Source organism: Streptomyces sp. NPDC006261 (genome assembly GCF_040613515.1).
Classification (GTDB): Bacteria; Actinomycetota; Actinomycetes; order Streptomycetales; family Streptomycetaceae; genus Streptomyces.
The window spans coordinates 1-19,751 of record NZ_JBEXSI010000021.1 but is presented as its reverse complement, the minus strand read 5'-3'; the positions used below and the strand labels follow the sequence as shown (position 1 = coordinate 19,751).

The following is a 19,751-nucleotide window of genomic DNA, read 5'->3' as shown; positions in this document are numbered from 1 at the left end:
CCAGGCAGGTACGATTTCGAAGCAACGCAGCAATCCCCTGTAGCTCAATTGGCAGAGCAGCCGGCTGTTAACCGGCAGGTTACTGGTTCGAGTCCAGTCGGGGGAGCGCGATCCCCTGTAGCTCAATTGGCAGAGCATTCGGCTGTTAACCGGAGGGTTACTGGTTCGAGTCCAGTCGGGGGAGCGGAACGGAAGAGGACCCTTCGGGGTCCTTTTTCGCGTGCCCGGCCGAGCCTTCCCGGGGGGCCCGAGGGGCCCCGGAGCGACTCTTTCGGGTCTTCTTGATCTCCCCTGCAACCGGGCAGCACACAGCGCCGTCCTCAAGATCAGGCGAAGTCGACCATCCGAAGCGAGAGATCGTATGACCGGCTATGCTGCGGCAGACGGTGCGCACACTTGTACGCGCCACGCCGAGACGGGGCGGTAGCTCAGCCGGTTAGAGCAGCGGACTCATAATCCGTCGGCCGTGGGTTCGAGTCCCACCCGCCCCACCTATTTCCCCAGGCAGAATCGTTCTGACCTGGGGAAACGCGTGTTTCGGGGCTTTTTCCGTGCGGTACTAGCCGCGTGCCGCGCGGTACCGCACTCGCTGTCGCAACGTGTCAGCGCATTCAGATGCGTCTGACCTGGCCTTTTGTAGCGGACGCCTGGGGGAGCGTCGTGGCGCGGTCCCACGGCCGTCGAGGGGCTGCCACGCTCCGCCACACGCTCGTCGATCTTGAGCTCGCGTCCCAGCATTGCCGTGATCACCAAGTTCTTCATGTCGGCCTGCGAGCGTAAGCCTGCCGCCCGAGAGGTCGCTTCAACCGGACCACTGCCGTCTTCCGGCCGTCTCCCGGGGCGGCGCGGGCCGTTCCTTCGCGTTCGGGCCGCACCGCCCTGGGAGTCATCGGGGCAGGGTCAGGCGATGGACCTGATGGTGTGCCAGCCGCCAGGTCCGACGAGGAGCGGCGGCTGTGCCGCGCCGGTTGCCCGGCCGGGGTGGAACATCAGGTTGCCGCTGCCCGTGACCAGGTGGGTGGACCACAGGTCGGTGACGCCGTCCCCGCTGGCGTCTCCGGTCGCGGTCATCAGTGGGTGGGTGGTGGCGGGCAGGCCGGTCGCGTAGGCGGTGCGGGTGGCCGGGTCGGCGAGGGAGAACGGGTCTGTCCCGCCGTCCGGGCCGGGCTTGCCCCGGTGGAGCCAGACCTGACCGCTGACGGTGTCGCGGGCGATCAGGTCGGTGTGGCCGTCGCCGTCGAGGTCGCCGGGGGAGACCAGGGTCATGTTCTTCCAGCCGGTGTCGGCGATGGGGTAGCCGTAATCGAGGTGGCCCCCGGTGTAGCCGGGCAGGTACCACAGGGTGTCGCCGATCACGGCGGCGAAGTCGACCTTGGCGGCGTCGGGATCGGCGCTCATGTCACCGAGGGAGACGAGCTGGTCGACGGAGGCGGGATCGATGTACTCGGGCTCGCCCGGCGTGGCGAACTGGCCGATCTCCTGGCGGGTCTCCTCATCCACCCGGCCGAGGCCGTCTGTGGGGTACAGCCACAGCTTGCCGTCGCTCTGGCGGGTGATCAGGTCTTCGTACCCGTCCGCGGTCCAGTCGCCGCGGTGGGTGATCAGGGAGCCTGCCCACTGGCCGGTTGTGGAGACGTCCATCCGGGCGCCGAAGCGGCCTTCACCGTTGCCGGGATAGAAGCGCAGGTTGCTGGTCGAGTCCACGGCGTAGAGGTCGGGGTGGCCGTCGCCGTTGAGGTCACCCGGCTTCTCGGGGGTCCCGGGGCTGGAAGCGTAGAAGAGGTAGGCCTGGGTGTCAGACTTGTTGCCGGCTCCGTCGTGGCTGACGACGTACAGGATGTGGGGGCCGGTGTGGGTGGGGGTGAGCCTGACCGTTACGGAGCCGCCTGCCGATGACGGAGTGGCCTCGGTGGTGGGCGGGTTGCTGTTCAGCCCGTAGGTGTACTTCACGACGTCGGAAACGCCCCCGGAGGCCAGGGTGAATGATCCTTCGGTCCGGGCCGGTGCGCCCCAGGTGCCGCTGTCACCGTTCGGGAACTCGGTGGAGGTCACGCCGGGAGGGGATGAGGGGCGGCTGGAGTCGAAGCCGAACGCGCAGCCGCCACCGGTGGGGGTGTATCCGGAGGACGTGTGGGCGTCGAGGGCCGACACCTTCCAGGAGAACCGCCCCCCGGATCCGAAGCCCTCGTAGCGCTTGAGGTCGTTCTTGGAGACCACGGTGGAGGCCATACTGCCGGAGGTGACCTGGACGTCGCGGTTGATGATCAGGACCCCGTCCGCCGCGTCGTTGGGGTGCTTGCCGGTGGGCCACAGGTGGAAGCGCGCCTTGACGGTGCCTCCATCCGGGTCGGAGATCTTCGCCCTGAGGGTCACGTCCGTGTTGCCCAGGGTGACGTAGGGAGCGACGTTGCAGGCCGTACTCGTGCTGGTGGAGGGCGAAGTCTGCATGCTGGAGGGCGTGTTGGGCTTGCGGTTGTAGCTGATGATGATCTTGGGGTTGTTGTTGAACCGCTTCCAGGTGTAGGTGTCCGTCTCCGAAGTGGAGCGCAGTCCGACCGTGATGTTGGCCCAGTTTCCCGCGGCGGCGCGCTCGGCGGCGACCTTCGCGTCGAAGTCGACCGCGCGGGCGTTGCAGCTTGAGTTGTAGCCGTAGGCGAAGGACTTGGTCTGCAGTTTGGTGGACCAGGAAGGCTGCTTGCTCCAGGTGGTCTGGTTCGATATACCGCCGGTCAGCCACAGTTCGGTGCTGCGCCCGGAGCAGGACCAGGAGTACGTGTTGGTGATCTGGAACTGGGCGGAGAGGACCTGGACCCCGCCCAGCCCCTTGGAGTTGAGGCGGAAGAAGGCGCGGGACTTGCCGCCGGTGTCCTTCTCGTAGCCGACGCGCGGCTGGTCCTTGTAACTGCCGTTCCAGTTAGCGCCGTTCCAGTAGGAGGTGGAGGGGTAGCGGGAGTAGGCGATGGTCCACGCCTGCTTCGCGCCGTTGAAGTTCGGGTCGAGGTAGACGGGGTAGGTGGTGGCCTCGCCGTTGAGCAGATCCTGGTCGGGCGTCAGCGTCAGGGCGTCGGGCGAGAGAGTCAGCGGCAGGTCGGCGGTCTGGACGCCGGGGTCGGACTCCTGGGCGAGGGCGGCGCGGCGGGCCGTGCCGGTGCTCGAGGAGTCCCACATGCGCGGCGTCGAGGTGGAGAAGATCTCCTGGCCCTGCGGGGTGACGGCGCGAAGGGTGTCGGACGCCTCGTCCTTCTCGACCCGCAGCCCGTCCGCTTCGAGGCCGTAGGTGATGGTCTTCAGACGGGGCTGCGCCGCGGCCTGTGCGTCCTTCACAATGAGTACGTGCCCGAAGCCGTCCAGCTTCGCCGAGACCGCCAGGTCCACACCGGGAAGGACCTCAAGGTAGGTCGCGGTGGGGCCTTCCAACTGCGGCTGCGGCAACGGGTCGGGCCACTTCAGGGTGACGCTGCGACCCTTGTCGGTGAAGGTGGCCAGCTCCCTGTCGCCACCGGAGGAGAACGTGACCTCGCCGGGGGCCGCCTTGGGGGCCAGCCGGGCACCGCTGCGGTGCAGGTCGGTGTTGATCGCATGCCACTGGCCGGCCCGCTTGACGCGCACCGGAGCGGTGTGCTCGGTGCGGCGCATGGTGCCGTCGGGCATGGCGTGGACCTCGCCGGTCTCCGTACGGGCGGAGGCGACTTCGACCGGCTCGCCCTCGGCCGTCGCGCGTGCGGACGCCTTGGCCTCGGCAGCCATGAGGGCCGTCGCCTCGTCAGGGGCCGCTGTGGGTTGCCCCGGTGCGGCAATGGCGGGGGTGGTGCCCGAAAGGCAGGCGGCGGCGAGGAGGCCGGCGAGGAGCGCACTGGTGCGCCGCCGTCTCGCCCTGACCGGTATGTGCGACATGTGGTCACTTTCTTCTGCTGAGAAGTCGACAGCCGCAAGCCGCAGAGCGGGCGTTCGGGCCCGTAAGCGCGTCTTGCGTGAGGCGCTTTGCGTGGTCCTTCCGGTCACGGATCACTCCGTCCGGGGAGTCGACCGCACAGGGGCCAGTTATCTGCATCCAAAAGGAAAGGTCAAGGATTGACTTTACCTTCACAGCAACTTTACATTGAGCGCCTCTCGGCGATCTTGTGAGGATTCCCTCGTGTACGTGGACACCACGCTGCCCAAAATTCGTTACCTGGCCCAGGTGCTGATCACCATCGCCATAGTGACCATGGTGGCGCTTCTGGCCTCCCTGATCCCGGGCATGAACGTCGCCCAGGCAGCCGAGCAGAGGACCGAACCGCCGGGCATACGGCACGAGAAGTCCATACCCGGCAAGGACTTCGTACCGGGGAAGCAGGATCGTTCCAGCGGCACGGACCGCAACTGGAAGGCTTCCGAACCGAGTTGGCCGACCGGTAAGCAGACCGAGCGGATTGCCGCGGCCTCGGCCAAGAGCAGGTCGGCCGCCATCGACGCGGGGCCGGTATCGGTGCAGCAGGCGGATGGCGCCCGGACCGAGAACGTCGCCGACACCGGCCTCGTGGAAGTCGAGGTCCTGGACCGGAAGGCCGCCGAACAAGCGGGCGTCAACGGGGTCCTGTTCACGGTGACTCCCACCGTTCCGCTTATGGCGAGCAGAGCGCGGTCCACGGTTGACGCACCCCCCTCGGGTAAAGCCCAGGTCAAGTTCAATTATCGTGATTTCGAAGGCAGTTTCGGCGCCAACTGGGGTTCCCGCCTCGAACTGGTCGACACCGCCACCGGCGAGTCGCTCACTCAGCACAACGACACCTCCGCCCGTCAGCTGACCGGCGAGATCGACCTTCCCCAGGCCCGCGCGGGCAGGGCCGCCCAGCCGCTCGCCCTGGCCGCGGTGGCGCGGGCGGCGGGATCGGGCGGCGACTACTCCGCCACGTCGCTCTCCCCTTCCGGTTCCTGGATGGGAGGCTCCTCATCGGGCGGCTTCTCCTGGACCTACCCCGTGGACGCGCCGGAGGTCCCGGGCGGGCCTGAGCCGGAGGTCGCGCTGGGGTACTCCTCGCAGGCCATCGACGGGCGTACCGCCTCGACGAACGCGCAGTCCTCGTGGATCGCCGAGGGCTGGGACTACGAGCCCGGCTTCATCGAGCGCCGGTACCGCTCCTGCTCGGACGACCAGGGCACCGGTGCCAACAACCCGGGCCAGGCGGGCAAGACCGGGGACCTGTGCTTCGGTTCGGACCAGATGGTGATGTCCCTGGGCGGGTCCTCCACCGAGCTGGTCAAGGACGACGCGAGCGGCACCTGGCGGCCGGCGGACGACGACGGTTCCAAGCTGGAGCGCAAGACCGGCGCGGAGAACGGCGCCCGGGGCGGCGAGTACTGGATGCTCACCACCACGGACGGCACGCAGTACCACTTCGGCCTCAACAAGCTGCCCGGCGCCGCTGCCCAGCGCACCAACTCCACCCTGACCGTGCCGGTCGCGGGCAACCACGCCGGGGAGCCCTGCCACGCCTCCGCGTTCGCCGACTCGTTCTGCGACCAGGGCTGGCGCTGGATGCTGGACTACGTCGTCGACCCGCGCGGCGACGCCATGTCCCTGTGGTGGACCAAGGAGTCCAACCACTACGGCAAGAACAACAAGCCCGCCGGCGTGAAGTACGACCGCGGCGCCTACCTGAAGAACATCGACTACGGTCAGCGCTCCGACAAGCTGTTCACCCAGAACGCTGCCGCGCGCATCACCTTCACCGTGGCCGAGCGCTGCATACCCGGCTCCGGTTTCACCTGCGCGGAGGCCGACCGGACCCCGGCCAACGCCAGGCACTGGCCCGACACCCCGATCGACCAGCAGTGCAACGCCGGCGATCAGTGCAAGGACAAGAACTCCCCGACGTTCTGGTCCACCAAGCGCCTCACGAAGATCACCACCCAGGTCAACAACGGCGGCTTCAGAGACGTCGACTCCTTCACCCTGGACCAGAGCTTCCCCGCCACCGGGGACGGCACCTCGCCGGCCCTGTGGCTGAAGTCCATCGAGCGCACCGGTCACGGCCAGGACGGCACCACCGCCACCATGCCGAAGGTCACCTTCCGCGGTGAGCAGATGGACAACCGGGTCGACGGCTTCGAGGGCCTGGAGCCGTTCTCCCGCTACCGCATCCACGCCGTGGACACCGAGAACGGCGGCACGATCGGCGTCACCTACTCCCCGCAGCAGTGCAAGCGCGGCGGCACCATGCCCGCCAACGCGCACACCAACACGCTGCGCTGCTACCCGCAGAACTGGACGCCGAAGGGCGCCCTGGAGCCGATCACCGACTACTTCCACAAGTACGTCGTCACCCAGGTCCGCGAGGAGGACAACGTCACCGACGCCGTTGCCAAGGTGACGAGCTACGAGTACCTGGGCGGCGCGGCCTGGGCGTACGACGACTCCGAGAACACCGAGGCCAAGCGGCGCACCTGGTCGCAGTACCGCGGTTACGAGAGGGTCCGCACCCGGCTGGGGTCCGGCACCGACGTCAAGCAGCTGACCGAGAACCGCTACTTCCGCGGTATGCACGGCGACAAGCTGCCGTCGGGCACCCGCTCGGTGGAGATCGAGGACTCCGAGGGCGGCAAGATCGCCGACCGCCTGGAGTTCCAGGGGCAGTTGCGCGAGGAGATCACCTACGCCTCCGATGGCGGAGCGATCGCCGCGGCCACCAAGCTGACCCCCTCCGCGGTGAAGACCGCCGAGCGCGAGCGCACCGGCACCACCCCGCTCCAGGCGTACATGGTGTCCCCGGTCAAGTCCGAGACCCGTGAACACGTCAAGGACGCCACCTGGCGGCGCAGCTCGGAGACCACCACGTACGACAGCGCCGGACTGCCCACCGAGGTCGAGGAGACCACCCCTTCGGGCAAGAAGGCGTGCACCCGGATCGAGTACGCCCGCAACACCGCCAAGCACATCCTCGACACCGAGTCCCGCGAGATCACCACCACCGGGGCGTGCGGTGCCCCCGGCGGCAAGGTCATCGACGACACGCGGTCCCTCTACGACGGCGGCGCGTACAAGGCCGCTCCGACCCGGGGCCTGGTCACCGAGGTCCAGGAGCTCAACGCGGCGGGCGACGGCCACATCGCGGTCGACCGGACCGAGTACGACATCCACGGCCGGGAGACCAAGACCTTCGACGTCGAGGGCGACGAGACCCGGACCGTCTTCACCCCGGCCACCGGCGCCGTCCCCACCAAGCAGGTCGACACCGACCCGCTCGGCCACACCGAGACCACCGAGTTCGACCACCGGGGCCTGCCCACCGCAGAGATCGACGCCAACGGCAAGCGCGTCGACATGCGCTACGACCCGCTCGGCCGCCTGCTGAAGGTCTGGGACATCGACCGGAACCCGGCCACCCAGTCCCCGTCCGCCGAGTACGACTACACCATCCGGCGCGACGGCCCCACGATCGTCACCAACAGGACCCTGAAGGACGACGGCTCGTACGCCACGAGCTACGAGATCCTCGACGGTCTGCTGCGCACCCGCCAGACGCAGGACGCCGCGGTCGGCGGCGAGGGCCGCATCGTGAGCGACACCTTCTACGACAGCGTGGGCCGTGCGTACAAGAGCAACGACGGCTACTTCAACGACCAGAACGTCGCCCCCAGCCTGCTGACCGTCGGCGACAACGTGGTCCCCTCGCAGACCCGGGCCGTCTTCGACGGCCTCGGTGAGGAGACCTCCGAGGTCACCTATCACTACGGGGACGAGAAGCTCCGCAGCACCACCGTCAAGGACGGCGACGCCGTCACCGTCACCCCGCCCAAGGGGGAGACGGTGACCACCACCTACCAGGACACCGACGGCCGCGACACCAAGCTGCGCGAGTACACCAAGGCAGACCTGTCCGCCTGGCAGGACACCACCTACAGCTACGACGACCAGGACCAGCTGACCAAGGTCACCGAGCCCGGCGGCGGTGAGCACACCTTCACCTACGACGCCCGGGGCCGACAGACCTCGGCAACCGATCCCGACGGCGGCACCACGCGCTTCGAGTACGACCGGGGTGACAACCTCACCACCGTCGTCGACGCCCGCGGCAACAAGCTGGTGACCACCTTCGACAAGGGCGGCCGCCCCACCAGCCTGCGCGAGGGCTCCGCGAGCGGCCCCAAGCGGGTCGAGTGGACCTACGACACCCTCGGCAAGGGCCTGCCCGTCGCCTCCATCCGCTACGACAAGGACGGCAACGCCTACCGCGACGAGGTGGCGGAGTACGACGCCAACTACCGCCCCCGCACCACCAAGACCACCATCCCCGGCACGGCCGGGAAGGCCGCGGGCGAGTACACCTACACCTACGCCTACACGTCCACGGGCAACCTGTCCTGGGTGGAGCTGCCCAAGGTCGGGCCGATGGCCAAGGAACGCCTCGTCTTCCGGTACAACGGTGACGACCTGCCCATCTCCATCTCCGGTGCCAGCAACTACGTCACCGATGTCACGTACTCCAAGTACGGGGAGATCCTCCGCTCCGAGGCCGGTCCCGCGGGCAAGAAGCTGTTCTCCACCTACTTCCACAACGACTTCACCCGCCGGACCGACCGCGTCGTCCACGACCGTTCCGTCCAGCCCGGCCGTATCGACGACACCACCTACTCGTACGACGAGGCAGGCAACGTCACCGGTATCTCCCGCACCCCCGGTCCGGGGATGCCCGATGCGCAGACCGGCACCGACACCCAGTGCTTCGCCTACGACCAGCTGCGCCGCATGACCTCCGCCTGGACGGCGCGGGAGAAGTGCGCGGCGGACGGCCCGAGCAAGGCGACGGTCGGGGGCTCCGAGGCGTACTGGCACTCCTACGAGTTCGACGCGTCCGGCAACCGCACCAAGCTGGTCGAGCACGACCCCGCCGGGAACGCGGCCAAGGACATCACCCGTACCTACAGCTACGGCGGTGATGCGGGTGGCCCGAACCGGCTGAGGGAGATCACCTCCACCGGCGCCGACGGGACTACCAGGTCCACCTTCGGCTACGACACGGCCGGCAACACCACCACCCGACAGAACGGCGGCACCACCCAGTCCCTGTTCTGGGACGTCGAGGGCAACCTGGAATCCGTCACCGAACCCAGGGAAGGCGGGGGCGAGAAGAAGACCTCCTACTTCTACGACGCCTCCGGCGAGCGCCTTCTGCGTACCGGCGCGGACGGAGCCACCACCCTCTACCTCGGCGAGACCGAACTGACCGTCAAGGCGGACGGAACCGAATCGGTGCAGCGCTCCTACGCGCACCCCGACGGCGCCACCACCGTCCGCTCCTCCGACGGCGGACGCGAGATCCTCCTCGCCGACCACCACGGCTCCACCCAGACCTCCGTCGACATGATCGAGTCGGGCATGCCGGTCACCCGGCGCCTGCTCACCCCGTTCGGCGAGGACCGGGGCGCGGCCCCGTCGACCTGGCCCGGATACCGCGGATTCGTCGGCGGCACCCGCGACCAGGACACCGGTCTCACCCAGCTCGGCGCCCGCCCCTACGACCCCGCCACCGGCCGCTTCCTGTCCGTCGACCCCATGGTCGACTACGAGCAGCCCGCCACCATCAACCCCTACGCCTACTCCAACAACGCCCCCGCCACCTTCTCCGACCCCGAGGGCCTCTTCTTCCCCATCCTGATCGGTATCGCGGCCCGTATCGCGATCCAGGCGGCCATCCGCGCCGCCGCCCGCCGGGCCGCCCAGATCGCCGCCCGCAAGGCGGCCGAGGCCCTCCGCAAGAGGCTCCTGGCCGAAGCCCGCAAGCGCGCCATCGCCGCGGCCCGCAAGAAGGCCGCCGCCAAGGCCAAGCGCGAAGCCGCCCGCAAGGCCGCCGCGGCGAAGCGGGCCGCCGCCAAGCGGGCCGCCCAGCGCGCCGCGGCAAAGCGGGCGGCAGCCCGCCAGGCCGCCGCCCGCGCCAAGCAGCGCGCACAGCGCGCCGCGGCGAAGAGGGCCCAGGCAGCCCGCGCCGCCGCCCGCAAGGCCAAGCCCAAGCCCCGGCCGCAGCCGAAGTCGCAGCCGAAGCCCAGGCCGAAGCCGTCGCAGAAGGCAAAGCCCGCTCAGCAGAAGAAGGCCAGCCCGAAGCAGTCGGCCGGCAGCAAGGCCCGTGAGGAGATCAAGAGCGAGGCCAGGGGACAGGCCGAGGACGCTGTCGCCGAGCAGATCGGCTGCCGTGCGCCCAACAGCTTCGTGCCCGGCACCCTCGTGGTAATGGCGGACGGGACTCGCAAGCCGATCGAGGACGTCAAGCTCGGCGACAAGGTCCTGGCCACCGACCCGAAGACCGGTGAGACGACCGCGCAGCCGGTGGTCGCCACCATCCTCGGCGACGGAACGAAGACCCTGGTCAAGGTCACGATCCGGACCGGGGCGGTCTCACCGGGGAACATCGGTGATGCTGCCCGGGCAAGTGGCCGTGGTGACGGCGGGGTTCCCATTGACACCGGTCTGCTCCTGGCTCAGCCGGACGAAGACGGGAACGGTGCCGGCACCGGCGCGGTCGTCGCCACGGACGGACACCCCTTCTGGGTCCCAGCCCTCGGTGAATGGGTCGACGCCAGTGAGTTGGAACCCGGCCAGCGGCTCCAGAGCTCAACGGGAAGCTGGCTACAGATCACCGCAGTCCAAACATGGACACAGAACGCCGCTGTTCACAACCTGACCATTGCGGACACCCACACGTACTATGTGCTGGCGGGGGCTACGCCAGTATTGGTGCACAATATTGGCGGCGAGCCTGTCACCGATGATTTCAACCGGGCACGGAATCAGGCTCTGACTTGGCTGAGTTCTCGCGGATTCAAAGCTGAAAAAGTGACACTGGGCAAGTTCGGGACGATCAAAGGTAAGCCCATCGGCAGGCAGACGGCTAACGGCAAGGTGGGATTCCGGATCGAATTCGATGATCGACATGGGGCTCACATCAACGTGTGGGCCGGCAAGGAGAAGGGGCCGCACTTCCAGTTCAATGCTACTGAGTCGACAGTGACGAAGCTTCAGGGTCTGCACGGATGCGGTTGATGGAGGAATATTTTGTCCGGTGATTACTGGGAGGAAGAGGTATTTTCCATGCCGCCTCTAGCCGCCCTGACGAAAACAAGTGCGTCAGATGTATTCGATTGGATGGAGCTCCATTTCCCTTTCACGGGAGGGAAGATCGATTGGCGTCGCACGAGCGGGATGCATAAGCATTGGATAATCGACGATGAGCAGTTGCTCGCAGCGAGTGCATCCAGGGAAATCTGTGCACGAATTGGGCCAGGCTGTGCAGTCGAGCATGTAGGGGACGGGCTTTCGCCCTACGGCGTGCGTTTTACTGGGAGTGAGGCCGCTTCGGTCACGGCTGCACTTCTTGAGGTGCCGGAGCATCACTACTTCCTCGCAGAGGATCGAGCGTGGATTGTGGTGGTCTCCCTCGAAGGCGACTTGGATGTTTTGGATCGAGTCGGCACTTAAGCGATCAGTTAGTCCACCTCGGTCTTTCCTGACGGGCCGCCGGATTCTCCAGTGGTCCGTTTCGACTTGTCGGGTCGGTGACGGGTAGGCCGATGGCCCGGCCGTCACGTCGGGTGTGCACCGAGCCCCACGGTTCCGGTGGGCGGTTCGTGTTCCTCCGAGCGCTAGCTAGGTGGACAGCCGTAAGGGCACGGAGCATCCCGCCGACGTCCCGGCAGTATGCTCCGTCGGCATCATGGGAACCAAGCGATCCGGACAGGTTTCGGGTGCCTGCCCAGTAAGGAGCAGCGCCCGTCGCCATGTCCTCGGGCCGGTATGTGCGTATACCCGACGTTGCCGCCGAAGTCTGCTGCCTCCGAAGTCACAGGCAGTTTCGATCCGTCTTTTCTCCTTTCTGGAAGGAAGCGTGTGATGAGTGATCGGTGGAAGGACCCCGGGGTTTTGCGGGGTCCGCTGAGCGGGGCTGAGACCTTCAGCCTGCCGGCCGTGGACGCTGTGGCTGGGTCCTTCGAGGTGGAGTATGTGGTCACCGGAGTGGGCGTGAGCGAGATTGCCTACAGCACAGGACTTGGCGACGCGGGCGAGGTGGTGGTCGAGGGGCCGCGTCTTCCCTGGCGCACCACGGTACGCATGGCGGGTGCGGAGGCTGTGCCGGTGCTGAGCGTCATGCTGAGCGAGGACGGGGGCCGGATCGAGAGTGTGATCCGTGTCGACGGTTTGGAGTCGATGCGATCGACGGCGGCCGGGGCTTCTGGGACGTCGGTGTGTGTCGCCGAGCCGTGCGGAGCGTGGTGACGCGAGGTCGGTCTCCAGCACATCCCGCTCATGAATCGGCTTGCGGATGCCGTTGTGTACCGCTCGGACACGGTCGGCATCGCGCCGCCCACTCGTCCGGAGCACGTGCCGCTGGTCGTGGGGGCTGCCTCACGGATGGCCACCGATCAGGTGACGGAGCTGGTGTGCAGGCGGGGCCCGCCACGGACGGAGCTCCCGTGCCGTTGAGAGAGGTGTTCTACGTCTCAACCCCACGGCACAGGGGTCCTGTTGGTTCCCTATCCTGCCGCACTCGCCCTCCCTCACGCTCTGGTCGAGTGGGTCATGATGCTCATCGTCATCCGTGAGGGTGACCGATGGTGCAAACTTCCGCCGCACCAGAGGGCGCTCGTCGCGTTCGTGTAGCTGCGCCACCACGAAACCCTCGCCCGGACCGCCGCGGGCTTCGGGACATCCGTCGGCACCTCCCACGCCTAAGTCACCGCCGTCACCGGCTGCTCGCCGACCGCGTCCCGGTCCTACTGAAGTCCCTGCGCGAGCATGACCCCGACTTCGTCCTCCTCGGCGGGACGCTTGCATAGTGCGACCGCGTCGGCGACGGTCGTGCCGACTACTCGGCCAAGCACTGCCGACACGGGGCGAACATCCAGGTCGTCGCGGACCCGGCTGGCGAGGTGCTGTGGATCTCTCCCGCCCTGCCGGGCCGCACCCACGATCTGACCGCAGCCCGCACCCATAAGATCGTCCGGATCTGCGAACGCCGGGGAGTCCCCGTCCTGGCCGACCGCGCCTTCACCGGCGCGGGCTCCCTGGGTCACCACCGGACGGAAACGGCCACCGAGCGGCGCCCCCCGCCCGGCGCACCGTCAACCGCGCACTCGCCCAGGCCCGAGTACCCCTGGAACGTGCCATGGCACGGCTGAAATCCTGGCAGATCTTCCAAAGGTCCCGCATCAGCCCCAACCGCATGACCGTCGTCGCCAAAGCCGTTCTCACCCTGTAGCGGCAACGCTGAAAGGGCTCACTGGCGGAACGTCGATCGCTTCACCGGAGACAAAATCGCCCGGGTCGTCAACGTCACCGGGCCCCCGCCAATACTCCACCCACCCCCCGGCCCCACTACGAAGGTTGGGGCCGAAGGCTAACCGATGCGCCTGCGGCTCCCCGGGCCCGGTCGATACGGAGTGTGACTGCGCCGGGCAAGGGAGAGGCGGCAACGGAGTCGGCGGCATGCGCTACGGCTGAGCCGCGCGGTCGGCTGCCGTGCGGCGGATGCGCCGGGAGGGCCGCCTCCCACTGCGGTCACCGGGAGCGCCCCGTAGCCGTGCGGTACGTACCGCACCGCACCCCGGGCGCCGGGGATCGAGGAGGACGGAGCGGGACGCAGCAGGATGTGAATGTCCGCCTCTGTGGCGTTTCCGCAGGTGAGACGCGTCACCGTTTTGAGTTCGAGTCCCACCCGCCCCACCAGTTTCACCCTGCGGAAACGTTCTGAACTGCGGAAACGTGGTCTTCGCGGCCGCTTTCCGTGCGGTACTGGCCGCGCGCCGTGCGGTACAGGGCCGCAATCGCAGCGTGTCAGTGCACTTCAGAGGCGTCTGACCTGGCCTTTTACGGCGCTTCCCGGAGGGAGTGTCGTGCGTGGTCCCACGGCCGATGAGGGGAACGCCGCACTCCGCCGACCTCACAGCACCGGCGGTTCTGGAGTTGACTGCGCGTCCGGTCAGGGCGGTGGACGCGCTGCGGGTGTGGTCAAGGTAGCCGTAGGTGTCGAGATGACTTCGGGACGTGCTCACGCGTGGTCATAGCTCGGGTATCTGAGTCGGGTCGGGGCTGACGCGTTCGCCTCGTTCATCGAAGATGAGCAGGTTGCGTACGTCGATGAGGAGGGGGATGTGCTGGCCCCTTCGATGGCGGGAGGCCGGTTCATCGCGTATGACGAGTTCTCCGATGCCCTTGCGGGCAGGGACTGCGGCGGAGGCTGTATGGCGCCGGGGAGTGCGGGGCGGCGGTCGAAGAGCCCGGTGCGGCGGCGGAGGAGCTGGTGGCTCCGTGGGAGGCGAAGAGCAGACCGGTCACGATGCGGCACGGCGGTACGGTCGCTGAACGCGGCCACCACCCGCTCCGCATCCGCACCCGTGGCTGTGCCCTGCGACCCGTGGCCGAGTAGAACCCCGGTCTCGACCCGGTAGTACAGCTCCTTCTCAACGGGGAAGGTGAGCAGCCCGCCGAGCTAGTCCAGTTCGTCCGGCTCGACAAGGTCGGGCTGGCGGGCGGCCTGCTCGACGGCGGCCGCGGCCGTGGCACGGTCACCGAGGAGAGCTGCGGCCCGGGCCTCCAGCCCGGGAAGCCACACGCTCACCGTCCCATGCGCCTGGGGGTGCTGCGCGGCACCTTTCCGGGCGTAGAAGAGTGCGCCCGCGCCACGGCCGGACCAGTACGAGATGAGGCTCTTCGGCCCCTCGATGAGCACGCTCAGCGCGGGGTGCTCGGCCTGCTCAGCGCTGACACCGGCGGCCCAGGGCGTGCATCATCGCGGAGACCGGATCGCCGAGGCCGTGGCAGGCCTTGGCCATGTGCCAGGACAGCAGCGCCTCCAGAACGTGAAGCTGCCGCAGCTGGGAGGGCGTGCCCGCCCGCCCTCGATCAGCCGGAAGGCGTCGCTCTGGGCGGCTGCCAGGTCGTCGAAGATTGTCGGGAGCGGCTGCTTCGGGTACTCCTTCGCGATCCTGCGGACTTCGTCCTGGAGGTATCCGAGGGTCTCATCGCCCAGTTGTCCCTGTTCAGCGCCCATTGCGAAATCCCGTGCTCGGCGTGCGGCCACTTTGGCACCTCTTCTCATCTCGTGCAGCTCCGTGTCTCCGCAGGCTGGGACACCAGCGTGGGACGTGACAGCGGCGTTGACCGCAGGGGCCCATAACCGTTCGATGCTGTGCCCGAACCAGGCCACCAGCACGCGCCGGGCATCCCGGTTCGGCAGCCGCTGCCCGTAGTACCAGGCCTCGGACGTCGACATCGCCGGCTCGAGCGTCGCCAGCCGCACGTTCCCGTCCCGCTCCGCCAGCAACCGCGCCTGTTCGGTAAAGCGGGGCAGGAACGCCCGGGGGTCCTTGAGCTCCTGCTCATCGATGAGCCGACGGAACAACGTCGTCGTCATGGGTGAGCCTCTCGTCCTGTCGTCACGTCTCCACGCCGACGGTAGATCCGCAACACCCCCTAACCTTCCCGGAATCCGGGCATCGTAGTGAGGCCGAGGGGAAACCGGTGCGACGGCGACGAGACCTCGATGCTCAGACCATGTGGCTGAGGAGAAGCCGATGCCCCGGCGAGGGTGGAGATGCCACGGCGCCCTGCGCGATCCTGTCCACCTGGGGGAGAAGGCCAGTAGCGAGGACCACCATGCAGCCCAGAACCCACACCGTCCTCCACGACCCCCAAGGGCTCCTGGATGCGGAGATCCCTCTGGACCGTGCTCCATACGAGTGCCTTGTCCAGGCCGTCTCAGGCTGGAGCGACACCGACATCCTTGCGGAACGCGACTACGAGCAGATCGCCCTCCAGCTCACCAGCCACGCCCGCGCCGTCGCCGAAGCCGTCCGTCACCGCCGCAACCAGATGCCTAGGGACAGCGCACCGAGGGCACCCACGGACGTGGTGCTGCATGAGGCCGAACGGCTCCTGGCGGTGAAACTGCACGGCACCGCGCTCTACGTGCGCGAGCGGGCACTGATGGTCCGTGCCCTCTACGAACGCCTGGACCGACTGACACCCGCACCCGCCCCTCCCGGATCTCGCGCACAGCTCCGAAGCCGCCCGCCACTTACCGCCCTCGTAGTCTGGGTGTATGCCCAGCCGTTCCTGGGCGCCGCCCGCGCGCTACGACCTGCCCCGCACCCTGTGGGCACTGCGGCGAGGACGGGGCGACCCCGCCTGCCAGCTGGAGGCGGGCGGCATCTGGTGGCGGACCTCCCGCACCCCGGACGGCTCGGTGACCCTGAGGATCACCGACCACCCGGACATCATGACCGGACGGCTCATCACCGGCACAGCGTGGGGCCCCGGCGCCCAATGGGCCCTGGAGCAGCTCCCCGCCCTGCTCGGCGCCGACGACGACCCGGAGGCCTTCCGGCCACGGCACGGGGTGGTGGCCGCCGCGCACCGCAAGCACGCCGGCCTCCGGCTGCCACGCACCAGCCTGGTGCTGGAAGCCCTCGTCCGCAGCGTGCTGGAGTAGAGGATCACCACCGGCAGCGCCCAATACGTCTGGCGACGCCTCCTCGACCGGTACGGCGAAGAACTGCCAGGCCCCGCCCCGGAATGGATGCGGGTACCGCCGTCCGCAGCCCGGTGGCGGATGGTGCCCAGATGGGAATGTCACCAGGCCGGGGTCGACCGATTCAGAGCCGCCGCGATTCTCTGCGCCTGCGCCTACGCCCGCGCCCCGAAGAAGCCGCGCTGATGGCCCTGCCCGAGGCAACCGCCCGCCTCCAGCTCATCCCGGGCATCGGCCCGCTCGCAGCCGCAGGGCGTCCTGCGTCGACGGCGAAAGATGCCGCGCGTTCCCCACCAGATCGCTCACATCCAGCTCAATGACCCAGAATCATAAGCGTTTCGGATCAATAACCGTTGTAAGCTCGTCACAACACGGACTACTCGCACCTTGCGATGATCGTCAGATGCTGCTCTGCATGGGCAGAGAGGAGTAAGGGGAATGACAGTAGTGGAAAGCTGGTCTCGCGTGATGAATCTCCTTCAGGAGTGCGCGCCGGCTGATCATGCTGATTTGCCTGGGCCGGCTACAGAGAAAATGCTTGCGGCTGCCGAAGAACGGATGCGGATTTCACTCCATCCGGATCTGCGGGACTGGCTGCTTCGGAACAATCTTGATCTTCCTGAGGAAGACGTAGACAACGATGTGCAATGTTGCGGTTTCGCGGGCTTCCCTGACGAGGGAAGCTTTTTTTTGGGGATTCGGGCGATAGAGAGACTCTATGCAAATCGCTATACACCTGGGGGTGTAAATCCTCCAGACCAACCCGACAGTCCGTTCTGGCGCAACGAGTGGATTCCATTCCTGTCAGACCATGATGGCTGGATGGGGAAGTTTGTAGACCTGAGGGATGGACGCGTCGGTGAATGGTCCATAGGGTATAGCACGACTGTTGGTGAATTTGATTCCCTGGCCCACTACTTCGACTCTGTGGCGGAGATGCTTGCACAGATATCATATAAAGCCCATCCTGCTTGCTCAGTAGTCGAAGGTAGGCTTTTTTGGTCATAAAGTAAGAATGCCCCCACGGTCGACCGTGGGGGCATTCTTACTTTATGGTTATGGTGTGGGTGCGGTGAATCCGTCGAGGTCGAGCCAGTAGTCGTCGTCCTCCATCAAGCGCTCTTCACCGACGAATTCGCCGAAGGGCTGCATTGATTGGCCGTTGACCCAGTTCGACATCGAAGAACGGCCACAGGGCTCGTTCCACGTGGGGGCCTTTGCGTCCGGGCGCAAATGGAGCGTCATGGTGTCGTCAGGGTTGCGCCTGAGATAGGTCTGCACGCATTCTGCTCCGCTCTCCTTGACAGGGTTGGGTCCACTGGCGTTTCCGCCGCTCTGGAAGGAATGAGCGAAGGTGAACTCGTCGCAGCTCTTTAGGTCAGTTCTTGGTGCCCCTGCGTCCTGGGTCCACATGTCGCTGAATAGGCCGGTGTCCTTATACGCCTTCCACTGCCTTTTGCAGATGATCTGACGGCTCAGGTCATTCTGCGTCTTAGTAGGCTGGGCGACAGACATCTTTTTGGCCAGATAGGTGAGCGGCTTGCCCCCGTTGCGGTTACCCCAGTCGAGTTTGGTCTTTCGCCACATCATGTCGATGTGGGCGGCAGCGCCGGGGAACTTCTTGGAGTTCATTACATACGTCGGCGTGTAGCCGGGGAACACGCAGCCTGTTGCAGCGTTTGGAATTGAATTGTCGCAGCGGATATCCAGCTTCGACTTTTCAACTACAGTCGGGGAAGCCATCGGAACGCCGTTACCTGATCCGCCGAAGGACCAGTACGGGGTAATCACATCTTTGGCAGTACTAGCACTCGGCGTCCACTTGAACCGGGTGGTGATGGTTCTACTGAAGACGTCTCCCTTGCTAAAAACCTTCGAACCTGACCAGTTGACACTTGTGATCGTGCAGTATCCACGACACTTGGCTTGGTAATCCATGGTGACCGTGTTCAGGGCGCCTGTCATCGACTTCAACGACATCGTTGTGACCTGAGTGAATTCATCACTTCGAGGGTCGAGATAGATCGTGTTGTAGTAGTCGAAATATGACCTACCTGTCGGCGAGCCGTTCGTGAAGAATGTCGTGTTTACCTCGTCGTGTACGCAGGCATTGGTGCGCTTTCGGGTGATCGAAAGTGACACGGTAGAGCACGACGCGGTACTTCGGGCCGCCATGGGGGCAGCCATGGTGCCATTGGCCGAAGCCACGCCTATACCGGGGTAGAAGATTTCGTTGATTACGTCGCCGGGCTCGACCGGTGCCGGTTCCGGTGCGGTCAGGTCGGCCGTCATGCTGCCGGTCATCTTCTGGCCGTTGAACGTGCCGGGGACGAACGCTATCGCATCGAATGCGATATCGGCTGAACCGTCGCCGCCGTTGAAGTTGTCGAGCCGCACTTCGGGGATTTGTTCACCAAAATCATAGGCGCCCAGGTCGACCCACTTGTTGGACTCGTTGGCGGTCTGCGAAATGCTCACCATCTCCTCTCCGTCAACGGTCTGGATTCGGTAGATCGCATTGGAGGTCTGAGCGCCGTGGTCAGGAATGTGTGCGAAAACCTTTGCCTGACGGGTGGTGTTGGTCAGCGGCGTATTCAACCTCCACGCGCCGGTTACCTTCATCCTGTTCGCATTGGCCGGGTAGGATTCGGGGGATCGGGTGTGGGTGAACCAGAAGTGATTGCCGAAGCCCGCACCGATCTGGTGTGTGTCGATTTTCCCCGGGTATGTCGTGACGGTGGTCGGGTTGTCCGTCCCGTCGTTCGTGAGGTCCATCTGGGTGTCCCATGGGACAAACGTGAAGTTGAACGTTCCGCTGGATTTTACCGCGCCGCATCCGCGACCGGTGTCAACTCCCGCCGGCGTGACGCCATGGGGTAGATCGTCGACCACCAAGGCGTTGGCGGGCAGATCCGCAGTGGAACAGTTCGGCGGGTAGGAGCCAGCGTCGGCCTGCTCACCGTACGACGTACTGAAGCGGTGCACCCCGTTGCCGCACTCGGCCAGTCGCTCGCAGTCCTTCCACTGCTCCTTGCTGATCTCCTCGTGCCACCAGCAGTGCAGCCAGTGCGGGTTGGTGTCGCTGTCGCCCGCGTCGAGCGTGCAGGCACCCAGGCCCGGGTCGTTGGAGTCGTTGTCGCCGATCTTGGAAGGAACGCAGTTGTTCGACGCGTTGCAGAACAGATCGACAGGAGGCTTGGCGTTGGCGCGGTCCTCGTTGGTGGTCCACCACGAGGCCCGGTAGCCCGCCTG

General features: G+C 66.6%; 7 protein-coding genes, 3 tRNA genes and 2 pseudogenes. 8 read left to right on the top strand and 4 right to left on the bottom strand.

The window, feature by feature from the left end; genetic code table 11:
• The first annotated feature begins 33 nt into the window (after positions 1-33).
• The 3 genes from ABZ154_RS15965 (at position 34) to ABZ154_RS15955 (ending at position 491) form a co-directional block, all read left to right on the top strand.
• Positions 34-106: transfer RNA gene (locus ABZ154_RS15965), tRNA-Asn, on the top strand.
• Positions 107-111: 5 nt separating this feature from the next.
• A tRNA-Asn gene (locus ABZ154_RS15960) sits at positions 112-184 on the top strand.
• 233 nt (positions 185-417) lie between these two features.
• A tRNA-Ile gene (locus ABZ154_RS15955) sits at positions 418-491 on the top strand.
• A gap of 409 nt (positions 492-900) precedes the next feature.
• On the opposite strand, the gene ABZ154_RS15950 is transcribed toward ABZ154_RS15955, so the two are convergent.
• Complete coding sequence (locus ABZ154_RS15950) at positions 901-3,894, bottom strand: VCBS repeat-containing protein (protein WP_356832937.1); 2,994 nt, start codon at positions 3,892-3,894, stop codon at positions 901-903.
• A 241-nt stretch (positions 3,895-4,135) separates the two neighbouring features.
• On the opposite strand from ABZ154_RS15950, the gene ABZ154_RS15945 reads away from it, so the two are divergent.
• The 3 genes and pseudogenes from ABZ154_RS15945 (at position 4,136) to ABZ154_RS15935 (ending at position 13,229) form a co-directional block, all read left to right on the top strand.
• Positions 4,136-11,017: a polymorphic toxin-type HINT domain-containing protein gene (locus ABZ154_RS15945; protein WP_356832935.1), complete on the top strand. Its 6,882-nt coding sequence runs from the start codon at positions 4,136-4,138 to the stop codon at positions 11,015-11,017.
• Positions 11,018-11,938: 921 nt separating this feature from the next.
• A complete protein-coding gene (locus ABZ154_RS15940) occupies positions 11,939-12,247 on the top strand; it encodes a hypothetical protein (RefSeq protein WP_356832933.1) in 309 nt (102 codons plus the stop codon).
• A gap of 249 nt (positions 12,248-12,496) precedes the next feature.
• Positions 12,497-13,229: pseudogene (locus tag ABZ154_RS15935) on the top strand (transposase family protein).
• A 1,230-nt stretch (positions 13,230-14,459) separates the two neighbouring features.
• Here the strand turns inward: ABZ154_RS15935 and ABZ154_RS15930 are convergent.
• Both ABZ154_RS15930 and ABZ154_RS15925 read right to left on the bottom strand, forming a co-directional pair.
• On the bottom strand, positions 14,460-14,699 hold the full coding sequence (locus ABZ154_RS15930) for a hypothetical protein (RefSeq protein WP_356832931.1): 240 nt from the start codon (positions 14,697-14,699) through the stop codon (positions 14,460-14,462).
• 57 nt (positions 14,700-14,756) lie between these two features.
• On the bottom strand, positions 14,757-15,383 hold the full coding sequence (locus tag ABZ154_RS15925; protein ID WP_356832929.1) for a hypothetical protein: 627 nt from the start codon (positions 15,381-15,383) through the stop codon (positions 14,757-14,759).
• A gap of 687 nt (positions 15,384-16,070) precedes the next feature.
• Here ABZ154_RS15925 and ABZ154_RS15920 point away from each other — a divergent pair.
• On the top strand, positions 16,071-16,460 hold the full coding sequence (locus ABZ154_RS15920) for a hypothetical protein (protein ID WP_356832927.1): 390 nt from the start codon (positions 16,071-16,073) through the stop codon (positions 16,458-16,460).
• 477 nt (positions 16,461-16,937) lie between these two features.
• Positions 16,938-17,507: an SMI1/KNR4 family protein gene (locus tag ABZ154_RS15915; RefSeq protein WP_356832925.1), complete on the top strand. Its 570-nt coding sequence runs from the start codon at positions 16,938-16,940 to the stop codon at positions 17,505-17,507.
• Positions 17,508-17,555: 48 nt separating this feature from the next.
• Here the strand turns inward: ABZ154_RS15915 and ABZ154_RS15910 are convergent.
• A pseudogene (locus ABZ154_RS15910) lies at positions 17,556-19,751 on the bottom strand (hypothetical protein); the annotation flags it as partial.